The 14,832-nt window shown below is 58.1% G+C and carries 11 protein-coding genes and 1 pseudogene; 4 read left to right on the forward strand and 8 right to left on the reverse strand.

The window, feature by feature from the left end; genetic code table 11:
* Nucleotides 1-4: 4 nt before the first annotated feature.
* The 4 genes from G5287_RS17000 to G5287_RS17015 all read right to left on the reverse strand — a co-directional run bounded on the left by G5287_RS17000 (nt 5) and on the right by G5287_RS17015 (nt 6,102).
* On the reverse strand, nt 5-2,416 hold the full coding sequence (locus tag G5287_RS17000) for a YgiQ family radical SAM protein (RefSeq protein ID WP_421231595.1): 2,412 nt from the start codon (nt 2,414-2,416) through the stop codon (nt 5-7).
* Between the two features lie 224 nt (nt 2,417-2,640).
* The gene (befA, locus tag G5287_RS17005; RefSeq protein WP_323912847.1) at nt 2,641-3,417 is read right to left on the reverse strand and encodes a beta cell expansion factor BefA; all 777 of its coding nucleotides are present in this window, start codon (nt 3,415-3,417) and stop codon (nt 2,641-2,643) included.
* 213 nt (nt 3,418-3,630) lie between these two features.
* Nucleotides 3,631-5,070: a pyruvate kinase gene (gene pyk, locus G5287_RS17010; protein ID WP_421231596.1), complete on the reverse strand. Its 1,440-nt coding sequence runs from the start codon at nt 5,068-5,070 to the stop codon at nt 3,631-3,633.
* Between the two features lie 174 nt (nt 5,071-5,244).
* Nucleotides 5,245-6,102, reverse strand: a complete 858-nt coding sequence (locus G5287_RS17015; RefSeq protein WP_005347620.1) for a MurR/RpiR family transcriptional regulator — start codon at nt 6,100-6,102, stop codon at nt 5,245-5,247.
* Between the two features lie 344 nt (nt 6,103-6,446).
* Between G5287_RS17015 and glk the strand changes: the two are divergent.
* Nucleotides 6,447-7,418, forward strand: a pseudogene (gene glk, locus G5287_RS17020) (glucokinase); the annotation flags it as partial.
* A gap of 205 nt (nt 7,419-7,623) precedes the next feature.
* Here glk and G5287_RS17025 read toward each other — a convergent pair.
* A complete protein-coding gene (locus G5287_RS17025; RefSeq protein ID WP_005347626.1) occupies nt 7,624-8,124 on the reverse strand; it encodes an SRPBCC family protein in 501 nt (166 codons plus the stop codon).
* A gap of 155 nt (nt 8,125-8,279) precedes the next feature.
* On the opposite strand from G5287_RS17025, the gene G5287_RS17030 reads away from it, so the two are divergent.
* On the forward strand, nt 8,280-8,702 hold the full coding sequence (locus tag G5287_RS17030) for a GNAT family N-acetyltransferase (RefSeq protein ID WP_266134392.1): 423 nt from the start codon (nt 8,280-8,282) through the stop codon (nt 8,700-8,702).
* A 154-nt stretch (nt 8,703-8,856) separates the two neighbouring features.
* Here the strand turns inward: G5287_RS17030 and G5287_RS17035 are convergent, their stop codons facing one another.
* From G5287_RS17035 to G5287_RS17045, 3 genes are all read right to left on the reverse strand, one after another.
* Nucleotides 8,857-10,383 carry a methyl-accepting chemotaxis protein gene (locus G5287_RS17035; RefSeq protein ID WP_421203055.1) on the reverse strand — a complete coding sequence of 509 codons (1,527 nt, stop codon included), beginning with the start codon at nt 10,381-10,383 and terminating at the stop codon, nt 8,857-8,859.
* Between the two features lie 40 nt (nt 10,384-10,423).
* Nucleotides 10,424-11,155: a substrate-binding periplasmic protein gene (locus tag G5287_RS17040; RefSeq protein WP_216953136.1), complete on the reverse strand. Its 732-nt coding sequence runs from the start codon at nt 11,153-11,155 to the stop codon at nt 10,424-10,426.
* Between the two features lie 549 nt (nt 11,156-11,704).
* The gene (locus G5287_RS17045) at nt 11,705-12,943 is read right to left on the reverse strand and encodes a uracil-xanthine permease family protein (RefSeq protein ID WP_005347636.1); all 1,239 of its coding nucleotides are present in this window, start codon (nt 12,941-12,943) and stop codon (nt 11,705-11,707) included.
* Nucleotides 12,944-13,248: 305 nt separating this feature from the next.
* On the opposite strand from G5287_RS17045, the gene G5287_RS17050 reads away from it, so the two are divergent.
* Entirely contained in the window at nt 13,249-14,481 is a 1,233-nt protein-coding gene (locus tag G5287_RS17050) for a hypothetical protein (RefSeq protein ID WP_421231597.1), read from the forward strand.
* Nucleotides 14,478-14,819 (forward strand): RT0821/Lpp0805 family surface protein, encoded by a 342-nt coding sequence (locus G5287_RS17055; RefSeq protein WP_216953134.1) that lies wholly within the window; start codon nt 14,478-14,480, stop codon nt 14,817-14,819. The genes G5287_RS17050 and G5287_RS17055 overlap by 4 nt, the downstream gene beginning before the upstream one ends.
* Nucleotides 14,820-14,832 lie beyond the last annotated feature (13 nt).

Consider the following 14,832-nt stretch of genomic DNA (forward strand, 5'->3'; position numbering starts at 1 on the left):
AATATTACCGCGCCGGTCGCTTGGCACCATTTCCTTTGGCCGCAGGCTTGCTGCCCTGAGCGGCGGGTTTGGCCCCCGGCTTGGCAGAGCCTGCGCGGGTCGGTGCCTTGCCCTTATGGGCTGGTTTTCCGGCAGGTTTGCCCTGACCAGTGCCCTGCGCAGCGGGCTTGCCGTTGCCCGAGCCTTTCTGGAGCTGAGAGCCGACCGGTTTGCCATTGCCCACCTTGCCGCCATTTCTGCTAGTTGACGGGGCATTGCCTGCTCCAGCCTCGCTGCGGGCGGCCTTGTTGCCCGCCCCATTGCCGCGCTGATGGGCAATGTTACTGTGGCGAGTCAGGGCCGGTTTTAGCCCCTTGCCGCTGGCGGCGTGTTCGTTGCGCCGCTCATTCCTACCTTCTGGCGGCACCAGACAGCCGGGGCCATTGCCAATCAGGTGGCCCTTGCCCATGGCGAGCAGGGCTTCGCGGATCATCGGCCAGCCAGCGGGGTCGTGGTAGCGCAGCAGCGCCTTGTGCAAACGGCGACGGCGCTCGCCCTTGGCGACAAACACATCGCCACCGGTGCGGCTCACCTTGTTTAACGGGTTTTTCTCCGTGTAATACATGGTGGTAGCGTTGGCGAGCGGCGACGGGTAGAAGTTCTGCACCTGATCGAGCTTGAAGCGGTTCTCTTTGACCCAGAGCGCCAGATTGATCATGTCTTCATCTGTGGTGCCCGGGTGGGCAGAGATAAAGTAGGGGATCAGGTACTGCTGCTTGCCCGCCTCTTTGGAGTATTTGTCGAACAGCTCCTTGAACTGGTAGTAGCTGCCCATGCCCGGCTTCATCATCTTGGAGAGCGGGCCCTCCTCGGTGTGTTCCGGCGCGATCTTGAGGTAGCCGCCGACGTGGTACTTGGCCAGCTCCTTGATATAGCGGGGATCTTCGACCGCGATGTCGTAACGCACGCCGGAGGCGATCAGGATCTTCTTGATCCCCTTGAGGTCGCGCGCCTTGCGATAGAGGTTGATGGTCGGGCTGTGGTCGGTGTCCATGTGCGGGCAGATGGTGGGCCAGACACAGGAGGCGCGACGGCAGGTCTGCTCGGCCTTGGGGCTCTTGCAGCGCAGCTTGTACATGTTGGCGGTGGGGCCGCCCAGATCCGAGATGACCCCGGTAAAGCCCGGCACCTTGTCGCGGATATCTTCGATCTCTTTCAAGATCGACTCTTCCGAGCGGCTCTGGATGATGCGCCCTTCGTGCTCGGTGATGGAGCAGAAGGAGCAGCCGCCAAAGCAGCCACGCATGATGTTGACCGAGGTCTTGATCATCTCGAAGGCCGGGATCTTCTCGTTGCCATAGGCCGGGTGCGGCACCCGCTGGTAGGGCAGGCCGAATACGCCGTCCATCTCCTCGGTTTCCAGCGGGAAAGCGGGCGGGTTGACCCAGACGATGCGATCGCCGTGAGCCTGTGACAGGGCGCGGGCACAGCCGGGGTTGGTCTCGTGGTGCAGAATGCGCGAGGCGTGGGCGTAGAGCACCTTGTCCTCTTTGACCCGCTCGAACGCCGGCAGCTTCACATAGGTTTTTTCCCACGGCTTGGGCTTGGGCGGCTGCACCAGCACAGGCTGGGCTTCCTGCGCGGCAGGGGCCGCGTCGGTGGCATCGTCCGAGCAGGGTGCCCCTTCCATATAGGGGTTCATGATGGGATCGATGCGGCCAATCTGGTCGAGCTTGCTCGAATCCACCCCTTTCCAGCCCGGCAGCGGCTCCTTGCGGATGACGGCGGTGCCGCGAATATCCTGCATGGTGTCGATGCTCTCCCCCGCTGCGATGCGGTGGGCCACTTCCACCAGCGGCCGCTCGGCGTTGCCGTAGATGAGGATATCGGCCTTGGCATCGAGCAGAATGGAGCGGCGGATGGTCTCGGACCAGTAGTCGTAGTGGGCGATGCGGCGCAGGGATGCCTCGATGCCGCCGATAACCACCGGCACCTCCTTGAAGGCCTCCTTGCAGCGCTGGGTATAGACCAGAGTGGCGCGATCCGGCCGCTTGCCGCCCACATCCCCCGGGGTGTAGGCGTCGTCGTGGCGCAGCTTTTTATCAGAGGTGTAGCGGTTGATCATGGAGTCCATGTTGCCCGCGGTCACCCCGAAGAAGAGGTTCGGTTTACCCAGACGCATAAAGTTATCCTTCGATGACCAGTCCGGCTGGGCGATGATGCCGACCCGAAAGCCCTGCGCTTCCAGCATTCGGCCGATGACCGCCATGCCGAAGCTCGGGTGATCCACGTAGGCATCCCCCGTCACCAGAATGACATCGCAGCTGTCCCAACCCAGCTTGTCCATCTCTTTGCGGGACATGGGCAGGAAGGGCGCCGTGCCGTAGCACTCGGCCCAATAGCGGGGATAGGAGAAAAGGTTGGGTACCGGCTGCATTTTGAACACCTGGAAAAATTCGGGTCGCGCATTATACCGGTTGCGGCCAAGGGGAGCGATGGCTTTTTGTCCCCAGCATTCGCGCGGGAAAAGGCGCTTTGCCATCCAACACCCGCATCACGCCACCACAAACAAGCACGCCCGCAGGATGAGTGCGGGCGATCTTTGACTGCAACTGCCGCACGGTGAGCAGGGCAAATGCCGAGGGCTCACCGCCTGAATGGTTACTGACTCAAATCCTTGTCGATCCAGTATTTGGAGCCGGAGATGTTGGCATCGAACAGCAATCCCTTCTCGCCGATCTGGTAGATGGCCATGCCGCCGTTGTATTTGGCGGTAAGCTCGGCGCTCTCCTTGCCAGCTACCACACCCACTTCGGAAGTCGCCTCCCAACCCTGGGTCACGAAGGCATCGAATCTGGCCTTGTCTTCAAACAGGATCACCTGCTGATAGAACTTGCCACCGATACCGGCCGCCAGCCCCGCGCCAAACATCTTCATATAGGTGTGTTTGCCACTCTTGCGATTGATGGCCACCCCGGCGCCCTGATTGGTATGCAGCATCAGGGAGAACTTGCGCGAATCGAATACTGCGTAGCCATACGCCTTGTCAAACAGCAACTTGGCTGAAGGCTGTTCATTGAACAGGCGCACCAGTGCCGTGTCGGCCATGGTGTTGAGCGCCACCCGCGCCTCCTGCGGGGTTTTGGGCTCCAGCATCTCGTCGAGCTTCTTGTCGGCTACCTTCAGCCACTCCTTGCCAGTGGCGATGCTCTTGTCGGTCCAGACCCCGGCGGTATTGAACGCCTCTTCACCCCAGGCAGAGATGGAGGCCCAGCTCTTTTTGGAGAAGTCGCTGACATCCTGCCATACCTCCTTGCTAGTCTCACTCACGGCGGTGCCGAGATCGGCGGCGGCAGCCTTCAGTTTCTCCCAGTCGGCATGGCTGGGTGACACCACCAACGTCAGTGACAGGGCCAGCAACCAGTTACGCTTGTTCATTTTTTCACTCCCGTATTGTCGAGTGTCTGGGTTACCCGGTGCGATCCCCTACAACGGGCTACCCGGTGAAAATCACTCCCGCATTATCGGAAGGGGAATCCGGTTAAGCAATCATTGAGTCCTGTTTATCCCGCCAAAGCGCGACAGCCGTTAATAAAAAGGCTGCTCATCAGAGAGGAGCAGCCTTGTTGAACACTGTGAAACCGGACGGGCTTATTCGACCATCATCACCTTGCAGGTGTTGGTACTGCCGACGGTTTCCATCTTGTCACCGTGGGTCAGCAGTACCATGTCCCCGCTTTGCAGCAGCCCCTTATCCTTGAGCACGGCCAGCGCGTCGCGGCACACTTCGTAGACCGGTTTGGTCTCGTCACCGTCGAACAGCACCGGGGTCACACCACGGTAGAGGTTGGCCCAGGCCAGGGTCTTGTTGTGGGGGGACATGGCGAAGATCGGCAGACCGGAGCTGATACGGGACATCAGCAGCGGAGTGGTGCCCGATTCGGTCAGCGCCACGATCGCCTTGACCCCTTCCAGGTGGTTGGCTGCGTACATGGTGGACATGGCAACCGCCTCTTCCACCGAGGTGAAGGTGTAGCTCATGCGGTGGTTGGAGACGTTCAGGCTCGGGTGCTTTTCGGCACCGACACAGACGCTCGCCATGGAGGTGACCGTCTCGATGGGGAACTGACCGGCAGCGGTTTCGGCAGAGAGCATCACCGCATCGGTACCATCCAGCACGGCGTTGGCGACGTCCATCACTTCGGCACGAGTCGGCAGCGGCGCGTTGATCATCGATTCCATCATCTGGGTGGCGGTGATCACCACACGGTTGAGACGACGGGAGTGACGGATCAGCTTCTTCTGTACACCAACCAGCTCGGGGTCACCGATCTCGACGCCCAGATCGCCACGGGCAACCATAACGGCATCAGAGCCGAGGATGATATCTTCCATCGCTTCGTCAGTGGCGACGGTCTCAGCGCGCTCGACCTTGGCCACGATCTTGGCATTGGAGCCAGCTTCGCGAGCCAGCTCGCGGGCATAACGCAGGTCATCGCCGCAACGGGGGAAGGAGACCGCCAGATAGTCCACGTTCATGCGGGCAGCAGTCTTGATATCTTCCTTGTCCTTCTCGGTCAGCGCCGGCGCGGAGAGACCGCCCCCTTTCTTGTTGATGCCCTTGTTATTGGAGAGCGGGCCAGCCACGGTGACAGTGGTCAGAATACGTGTGCCTTCGACGCTCTCTACTTTCAGCTGCACACGGCCATCATCCAGCAACAGGATATCGCCCGGCACTACATCGTTTGGCAGGCTCTTGTAGTCGATACCAACCTGCTCCTGACAGCCTTCACCCTTGCCTAGGGCTGCATCCAGCACGAACTTGTCACCGATGGCGAGATAGATCTTGCCATCCTTGAAGGTGGATACACGGATTTTCGGGCCTTGCAGGTCACCCATGATGGCAACGTGGCGGCCGAGCTTGGCAGCAATGTCACGCACCTGATTGGCGCGCTGGATATGATCTTCAGGAGTGCCGTGAGAGAAGTTCATCCGCACCATGTCGGCACCAGCGCGGATAATCCCTTCGAGGATCCCTTCGCGGTCGGTGGCCGGACCAAGTGTGGTTACAATCTTTGTACGTCTAGGCATGAAAGACTCCAATATGAAGTTGAGATAACTTGAGATTCTGCCCCATCAAACCGATGGCTCGATGCACCCGCTTGCAAACCATCCGGGTGGTTTTTGTTATTAAGTTACAATACCACATCAAGACTACACCAAGGAGGGTGGCATAGACAGTCGGGGGCCAAAGCCCCCGACGATTCAGGAAGAGTGTGGTGTTTCAAAGCGGGATTCGCGCAATCCCTCTTTTACCTTCTTCAGGTTTTCACGAAATTTCATCCCCCGGCGCAGGGTAAATCCGGTTGCCAGCACATCCACCAGCGCCAGCTGGGCGATGCGGGAAGCCATCGGCATGTAGACATCGGTATCTTCCGGCACATCCATGGAGAGCACCAGGTTGCACTCGCGCGCCAGTGGGGAATCCTTGGCGGTCATGCCGATGACGGTGGCGTCGTTCTCGCGCGCCAGCGCGGCGATCTCGACCAGCGCCTTGGTGCGGCCGGTATGGGAGATCAGCACCACCACATCCCCTTCGCTGCTGTTGATGCAGCTCATGCGCATCATGACGATATCGTCAAAGCTCACCACCGGGATATTGAAGCGGAAGAACTTGTTCTGGGCATCGCGGGCAACGGCTGAGGAGGCGCCAAGACCAAAGAAGCTGATCTTCTTGGACTGGGTCAGGATATCGACACAGCGGTTGATGGCCGAGATATCCAGGCTGTTCTTGGCGGCATCCAGACAAGCCATGGTGGATTCGAAGATTTTGGCCGTGTAGGTATCGGGGCCGTCTTCTGCTTCCACATGACGATTGACGTAAGGAGTGCCATTGGCCAGGCTCTGGGCCAGATGGAGTTTGAAATCGGGGAAGCCTTTGGTATCGAGGCGACGGCAAAAACGGTTGACGGTCGGTTCACTGACGTCGGCCATTTTGGCCAGGGCGGCGATGCTGGAGTGGATGGCGGTCTGGGGAGACGCCAGGATCACCTCGGCAACCTTGCGTTCTGATTTACTGAAACTTTCCAGGTTGTTCGTAATTTTATCAAGGGTATTCATCATCACCACCAGACGTTTTTGTAATTTAGCTTCAGTGTCTTTGCACTAAATCTACGGCTAAGCAGGTTTCCAATCAAGCTGATGACTATACAAGACAAGCGGTTATCGCAACTAACGCCTGCCGTACAAAGTATGACTCATCTCTAATTATTTCGTACTTTTCGTTACAAAACGTCACCTCGCTGTGAAACCGCTTACAAATGTTGCAAAGCAACAACACTGTGAGCAGGCGCACGTTTGTATCGATCCGGCGGGTGAGTGAGCCTGAGCTCGGATAGAATGGGCCGTCATAATCCAACAATAATGTCGGGACACCACAGTCGTCCCCATCCTGTAACGAAGGAGTTGTTATGCAGCATACCCATGCGCTGGTCGGCGATGTCGGCGGTACCAATGCGCGTCTGGCCCTGTGTGAGCTGGCCACCGGTACTATCTCTCAGGCAAAGACCTACTCAGGTCTGGCCCATCCCAGCCTTGAAGCCGTGGTTCGCCTCTATCTGGAGGAACACAAGGTCGAGGTGGCTGAAGCCTGCATCGCCATCGCCTGCCCCATAAATGGTGACTGGGTCGCCATGACCAACCACAGCTGGGAGTTCTCCATCAGCGAGATGCAGAACAATCTCGGGCTGGCACGCCTGCAAGTAATCAACGACTTTACCGCGGTCTCGATGGCGGTACCGGTATTGGCCGAATCGGATCGCATCCAGCTGGGCGGCGCCGCACCGGTGGCTGGCAAACCCATCGCCATCTATGGAGCGGGCACCGGCCTTGGGGTTGCGCATCTGGTCAAGGCGGGCGATCAGTGGTTGAGCCTGCCGGGCGAAGGGGGTCATGTGGATTTTGCCGCCAACACCGAAGAGGAAGATGCGGTGCTGCAGGTGATGCGTGGCGAACTGGGCCATGTCTCGGCCGAGCGTTTCTTATCCGGCCCGGGCCTGGTCAATCTCTATCGCGGGCTGGTGAAATCCGATGGTCGTGAGCCGGAGCCGTTCGCCCCTAAAGACATTACCGAACGTGCGCTGGCGGGCGAGTGTCTGGATTGCCGCCGCACCCTGAGCCTGTTCTGCGTGCTGATGGGCCGCTTTGCCGGCAACCTGGCGCTCAATATGGGTACCTTTGGCGGCGTCTATATCGCAGGGGGCATAGTGCCGCGCTTCCAGGAGTTCTTCACCAGTTCCGGTTTCCGGGTTGCCTTTGAAGACAAGGGCCGTTTCAAATCCTACCTCAAGGATATTCCGGTATTCCTGATCACCCATGAAGGGCCTGGCCTGCTCGGCGCTGGCGCTTACCTGCGCCAGTCGATGGGGATTACCATCTGATTGGAAAGTGGAGTGAAGCTGGAACATCCGTGGTTCAGCATCGATTCAGTGTGGATGGCATATAGTAGCAGCACGTAACCAAGAGGGCCGCACTTCACAAGGAGTGGAAAGCGACTCTCATCCGCTGGATACGTTTGTCACCTGACAAGCCTGAACTGTTTCAACCGGCCTTCTGGCCGGTTTTTTTTATCTCTGAGATCGGACACTACTGGGCCAGCGCCTTCAACTGTGTCTTGTCGGGCGGGTTGTTCCAGTCGATGGGGCCATGGGTAAAGCGGTACTGCAACCGTGGCAAGCTGGTCTCCAGCCACTCTTCCCTAAAGTAGGCATACCCCTGATTCCAGTCAGGATCATTGGCCCAACCGGTTTGCAGGAAGTAGAGGCGAGTGCCCTGCCCTTCCGGCACAAAGCGCAGACAAACCTGAGTCTTCTGCTGACGAATATGGGGTAGGCTGGGCGGAAAATTCCAGCTAAAGCTGAGCAAATCATAGGGCATGACGGCCATGACCCTGCACCCTTCACTGCCCCGTTCACCCAGTGGAGCATCCGGCCTGAAGTAGATTTCGAAGGGGCCATTCGGTTCGGCTACCATCAAACACTCGGGAGCCAGAAAACTGCGCAGACCACTCTCTGTCGTCCAGGCGTGCCACACGTCATCGATATGAGCCGGAACAAAAATGTTGCCTTCAATCTGTTTATTGTCCATAAATCAACAATCCTCACGCCATCCATACAGGGGACTTCGGCAGTATAGCCCCATGACAAATGTATTGGACAGCCCTTAATCACACCCTTGTCATTTGCCCCAGATAACCTTGCCCGCGTGCAACAGGGAACAGTGACCGCCCTTGGGAGAGCATGATGATCAGGCGCATGGAAGAACGTGATATCACCCCGCTGGCCAAGCTGTTTTTACAAGGCCGCAGACAAACCTTTCACTGGGTAGACCCCTCCCTGTTTCACCTGGATGACTTTATCGAGCAGACCCGGGGAGAAGAGATATGGGTGGCTGAGCGAGGGGGGACGCTCTGCGGATTTATCGCCGTATGGCAACCCGATCACTTTGTGCATCATTTGTACGTTGCGAGCGACTGGCATGGTCAGGGGATTGGGCGAGCGCTGCTCGAACATGGTCTGGCAAATAATCCCCGCACGGCATCACTCAAGGTGGCAACCCGCAATACGGCGGCCGTGGCCTTCTATCATCGGCTTGGCTGGCAGCATGGCGACGAGACCGGGTACTGCGAGCTCACCGGTCCCTGGTGCAAGCTGTGTCGTGAGTAGACAACAGCTCTCCAGACTGTCATGCATGGGCCCGTAAAGGGAAAATATCGATCCGGGATTGCATGGCAGAATATGAGAACACCACGACCCCCGTTGCGCGCGTGATCGCGACCACCGCTCGCACCGAGGATCCCCCGCAGGGCGTATGTGCTCTCTAGACCCGAAACAGCTTGAGCAGGGTATCGAGCTGACCGGAGAGCTGGCGCAAATCGCTGCTGGCCTCAGCCACTTGCACCACCCTGGCCGCGCTCTCGCTATTGAGGGTGGCAATCCGGTTCACGCTATGACTCACCGCCTCCGCTACCGAGTGTTGCTCTTCCGAGGCTTGGGCAATATACATGTTCATCTCGCGGATCAGACTGACCTGGTTTTTTATCTTCTCCACCGATACCTGTACATCGGCGGCTTCGGCGCCCGCACGAGAGGCCTGCTCCTGGCTCAACTGCATCCCGGCACCGACATTCTGGGTCGCCTGTTGCAGCCGTTTGATGCTGGCACTGATCTCTTCGGTCGACTGACGAGTGCGCCCCGAGAGGGTTCGCACTTCATCGGCCACCACCGCAAAACCGCGCCCCTGATCCCCAGCCCTCGCCGCCTCGATGGCGGCATTGAGCGCCAGCAGATTGGTCTGCTCGGCAATACCATTGATCACTTCGATAATATTGCCGATGCTGCTGCTCTCGGTAGAGAGGGAGCGCATCAGCCCCGCCACCCGTTCCACCTCTCCCACCAGCTGATGAATCGCCTGATTGGCATGACCGGCCAGATTGTAGCCCTGCTCGACATAAAGGTTGGCCTCATCGGTCGCCGTAGCAGTCTTCACTGCATTACCTGCCACCTCCTGCACCGCCTGGCTCATCTCGGTAATGGCAGTCGCGACCTGATCCAGCTCCAGTTGCTGGGCATCACTGGCGCCCCGAGTATCCGCCGCAAGGGTGTCACAACGTTCCGCGGTCTGCAGCACGCCAGCAGAGAGCTCGTTGATTTCGGCCACCATCTCCTGAAGCTTGGCAATAAAGTGATTGATGTTGGTGGCCAGCGCGCCCATCTCATCCTGACGGAGGATCTTGAGACGCCGGGTCAGATCCCCCTCTCCCCTGGCCAAATCGAACACCGCCAGATTCATCTGATGAAGTGGTCTCAGCACATTGCGATGAATGAGTACCATCAACAAGGCAATGATACAGATATCAAGTACCAGGATCTGCCAGACAGTGGTGATCAACTGCTGGCGCAAGTTGGCCTGAATGGCCGCATCACTGGTTTCGACCAGCAATCTGGCCACGGTATTTTTCTGGCCGCTGTCGTCGTAGACCAGATCATACCCACCATAGGCCGCCGTATCGGCGGGTATGGCCGCTACAGGGGAAATAGTGCCCGCTGCATCGCGGGCAAACCCGGCCACCAGCTTCTCCTTGTTGACCACCAGCAGTGTGCTGAGCATATCGGCCGCCAGCTCGGATTTGAGCGATGCCTCGATAAAGGCCGACTCATAATTCCACAAAGGGCCAGGCAAGGAGAGCTGCAGTCGCTTGATCGCCTGCTCGACCAGCTGAGCCTGTTTGCTGTAGCTCTCTTCCCTCACCGAGCTGTAGTTATAACCACCAAACAGTACCAATAGCAGACTCACCGAGAGGGAAGTCAGTACGGCAATCCTGAACTTCAGACTTTTCCAATCCATGACTTCCTCCCGGTATTAACGGCAGCAGGAACAGTACAACTTACTGGTACTTGGCGTTGATTTTCTCGATGGTGCCGTCGGCTTTCATGGCTGCCAGAACCTCGTTGAGCTTGTTGATGAGTTCATCGGGCGTATCCTTGTTAAACGCCAAACTCATCTGGGTTTCCTTGAACACGAAGACCGGCTTGGGTGAGGCCACTTTCTCCTTGTTGGCCAAATAGGGGGCCAGATATTGGCCGGTTGCCCAGAGATCGATACGACCGGCCTCCAGTTTTTTCACGTTGGCGGTGTCATTGGCTGCCAGCTGCAACTTGGCAAATCCCTGTGCCTTGAGATACTCGGCTGCCGCATCACCGTTGTAGCCCCCCACCGAATACTGCTTGGCCTCTTCCAGTGAAGAGACTGTGATATTGGCCGTCGAGCTGGAGAAGAACACCCAGTTGTTATTGACCAGCGGCCCCACCCATTTGAACAGCGCCTCACGCTCCGGGGTACGAGTCGTGGAGTAGAGTGCGGTGTTGGGAGTGCTGAGGGTATCTTCATACGCCCGCTTCCAGGGCATCAGGGTCAGCTTGTATTCGACGCCGGCACGCTTGAGCAGCTCTTCGACCACCTCGGTCGATAGCCCGACAATCTTGCCCCCCTCCCCCTGCATGTTGAACGGAGGGTAATCCTCGGTCATCACGTTCAGTGGCGCAGCCTGAACTGCGCTTATCGCCATCATGGAAGAGACTGAAAAAATTGCACTTTTCCACAGCAGTTGATAGTTCATTGCAACCTCGCTTTGCTTGCCATTCATCCCTGAACATCCGCCGTTACCGATGGCGGTGCACATCTGACCCGCTGGGGTCATGCCGGCTTTCACGGCTCGCCGCCCACCCATGTGCAGCAGCAAACAGATCCGGATTTTGCCAGTGCGCAACGAAACGCAATCGGCGGGGGAGGCTCACGACAAATCGAGGTGGAAACATGCCAGGGCAGCATGAGGGGAGTGTGGAGGGGGCGGATAAACCTCTGCCATACAACAGCGCTGTGGCGAAGCAGAAGCGCATCGTTTAATGACCAGGGTCTGGGAGAGAAATGATAGAAAACGCCAACATCCATTTTCCCATACTGCTCGAGGAGACCTCAGAGCCAAACCTGTCCTTTAGCTAAGGTCACGAAAAGAGATACGTCAAATGAGAATGCTAACCCCCTCATCTGCTTCCAAATTAGATTCCAGATGAGCTCCGCCGAGCCGAAAAGTGGCGCTAGATAACCGAAACAGAGAAGGCCACCGCGAGGTGGCCTTCTACAAGTCAACGTGAACGTCTGGTGAAACTCAATCCTTGGCCGCGTCCATCACACCCTCTTCGGAGTGCGCAGGCAGGATCAGGTTGAGCAGGATGGCGGCAACGGAGGCCAGGCCAACACCGGCCAGCGCGAAGTCGCCAATCTTCATCTCCAGCGCACCGACACCGACAGTAAGAGTCACGGCGACGATGGCGATATTGCGTGACAGCCCCAGATCCACCTTGGATTCCACCAGCGTCTTGAGACCGATGGCAGCGATGGATCCGAACAGCAGCAGCATGATACCGCCCATCACCGGCATCGGGATGGAGGTGAGCAGCGCATTGAACTTGCCGAAGAAGGCCAGAATGATGGCAAACACCGCAGCCCAGGTCATGGTGACCGGATTGAAGTTACGAGTGATCATCACGGCACCGGTCACTTCGGCGTAGGTGGTCACGGGTGGGCCACCGATGAAACCGGCGAAGCAGACGCCGATGCCATCACCGGCCAGCGTACGGTGCAAACCCGGATCCTTGGTGTAATCCTTGCCAGTCACGCCACCAATCGCCAACACGCCACCGATATGCTCGATACAGGGGGCGATGGCTACCGGCAACATGAACAACGCAGCAGCCCAGTTGATCTCCGGGGTTTCGAAGTGGGGCAGCGCCAGCCAGGGGGCGTTCACCATGCCATCGAAACTCACCTGGCCCATGAACACCGCCGAGACATAACCGGCAATCACACCGCACAGGATGGGGATCAGCTTGATCCACCCCTTGCAGAACACAGCTGCAATCAGGGTGACCGCCAGCGAGATACCGGCCAGCGTCAGCGCAGTCCCCGCAGGAACCACCTGCTCACCACCGGCGCGGCCCATCGCCATGTTGCAGGCAACCTGCGCCACAGAAAGACCGATCACCATGATCACCGGGCCAATCACCACCGGGGGCAGCAATTTGTGCACAAAACCCATCCCTTTTGCCCGGATCAGCGCAGCCAGAATGAAATACATGAAACCGGCGGCAAACAGGCCAAACATGGTGGATGGCAATCCCCAAGTCTGGGTGGCGTAGATGATGGGAGCGATAAAGGCAAAGCTGGAACCGAGGAAAATCGGGACCTGGCGGCGGGTGCAGAGCTGGAACAACAGGGTGCCCACACCGGCGCCAAGCAGGGCCATGGAGGGGTTCAGTCCGGTGAGCAGGGGCACCAGAACCATGGCACCGAAGGCGACAAACAGGATTTGCAGCCCGGCGACACTTTGCTTGACTAAGGAAAACATGGATGTCCTTAATTTTTTGATAACTGATGGGGATATTTATCACTTTTCAGTCATCACAAGACTTTTTCAAGGCACAAAATGAACACAAATGCGTCACCTGTTACCTTTTACTGCTTGGGAGGGGCATGAAACTGGCTTTTTAGGCGGGATTCGTTGCTACAAGCATCGAGTATGCGATTTTACGCATTATTGTGACGAACGCCAATCGTTTTTCCATCATGTTTATTGTGTTCATGGTCAAAGATGCCACCGCCAGGGGGCGCTCTATAATGGATCCTGTGAATCAAGATGGACAAGGAGTCCCCATGTCACAGCCCCCATTCAAGGCCAGCCAGCGCAGATTGCTTATTGGCTCGGCCATCGCACTCGCCCTGTTTGCAAACCCGTTCAGTTATGATTTCGCCCACAATGAGTGGCAAATGAATCAGGCCTATGCCAAGTCCTGCTTTATCGCCGGCACTCGCATCACGATGGCCGATGGCTCCACCCGCCCCATAGAGACGCTCCGGGTCGGTGAACGAGTGCTGGATCAACACGGCGGCAGTAACCGGATCCTGGCGGTCGAACGGGTCATACTGGGCAAACGCAGACTCTACGGGATCAATGATCTGCCCCCGTTCTTTACCGCAGAACACCCTCTGCTGACCACGCGGGGCTGGGCAGCCATCTCACCGGCCATGACACGAACCGAAAACCCGCAACTGGCAGTGCTGCCGCTATTTACCGGCATGCAGATAATGTGTCGCCCGGCACCTGTCATGGTGACGGGCAATCTGGCCCTGCAATCCCAGCCGGAATTACTGCTGGTTGAGTCACTCTGCTGGATCGAGGCGCCTCCCACTACCGCACTCTTCAATCTGCTGCTCGATGGCAGCCACAGCTACATCGCCAATGAGCTGATCGTTCACAACAAAGATGGCGATGGTGGCAGTGGGGGCAGCAGCAGTGGTGGTGGCAACAGCGGCGGAGGCAGCAACAGCGGCGGAGGCAGCAACAGCGGCGGAGGCAGCAACAACGGCGGAGGCAGCAACAACGGCGGAGGCAGCGACAGCGGCGGTGGCAGCGATGGGGGCAGCGATGACAGTGGCGGCCAAGGCGAGCATGCCGGCGGAGAGCAGCATGGTGGAGGTGAACGGCATGCTGGTGGAGAAAAACATGCAGGGGGAGAACGCCATGGGGGTGGCCGCGGGTTTGGCAATGGCGTTGATGACAACGGTGTGGATGCCGTCGATGCCAACGGCAACAAGCTCAGAGGCGATGGCACCATCGATGACAACGGCGTAGATGCCGTCGATGCCAACGGCAACAAGCTCAGGGGGGATGGAACCATCGATGACAACGGTGTGGATGCTGTCGATGCCAACGGCAACAAACTAAGAGGTGATGGCACGGTCGATGACAACGGTGTGGATGCTGTCGATGCCAACGGCAACAAACTAAGAGGTGACGGCACGGTCGATGATCGCCAGCAAGTGCTTACCGATGAGCAGGAGCGGGTGCTGCTCAACAACGGTTTTCGCCAACAGGGGCAACCATGATGCGATATCTGTTACCACTCCTCCTGCTCGGCCTCACTGGCTGCGCCACGGTCGACACTCCGCCGCTTTACCATCAGATGGATAAGGCAGATGTTCAACTGGCCAATCAGGCCCTTGCCAAGGCGCTGGAAACCCGTACCAAAGGGCAGAGCCTCACCTGGTTCAATCCGGCTAATCGTCACTCGGGCAGCGTCACGCCGCTACGCACCTTCCGTCATGCCAGCGGGGAGTGGTGTCGCGACTATCGCGAGCAACTCTATATCGGCCAGGCCAGTCAGCAGTGGCAGGATACCGCCTGTCGCAATCAGCAAGGGCGCTGGCGGCCATTGCGAACTTAGTGAATGCCACGGG

It is taken from the genome of Aeromonas sp. 603079 (assembly GCF_049172135.1).
Taxonomy (GTDB): domain Bacteria; phylum Pseudomonadota; class Gammaproteobacteria; order Enterobacterales; family Aeromonadaceae; genus Aeromonas; species Aeromonas veronii.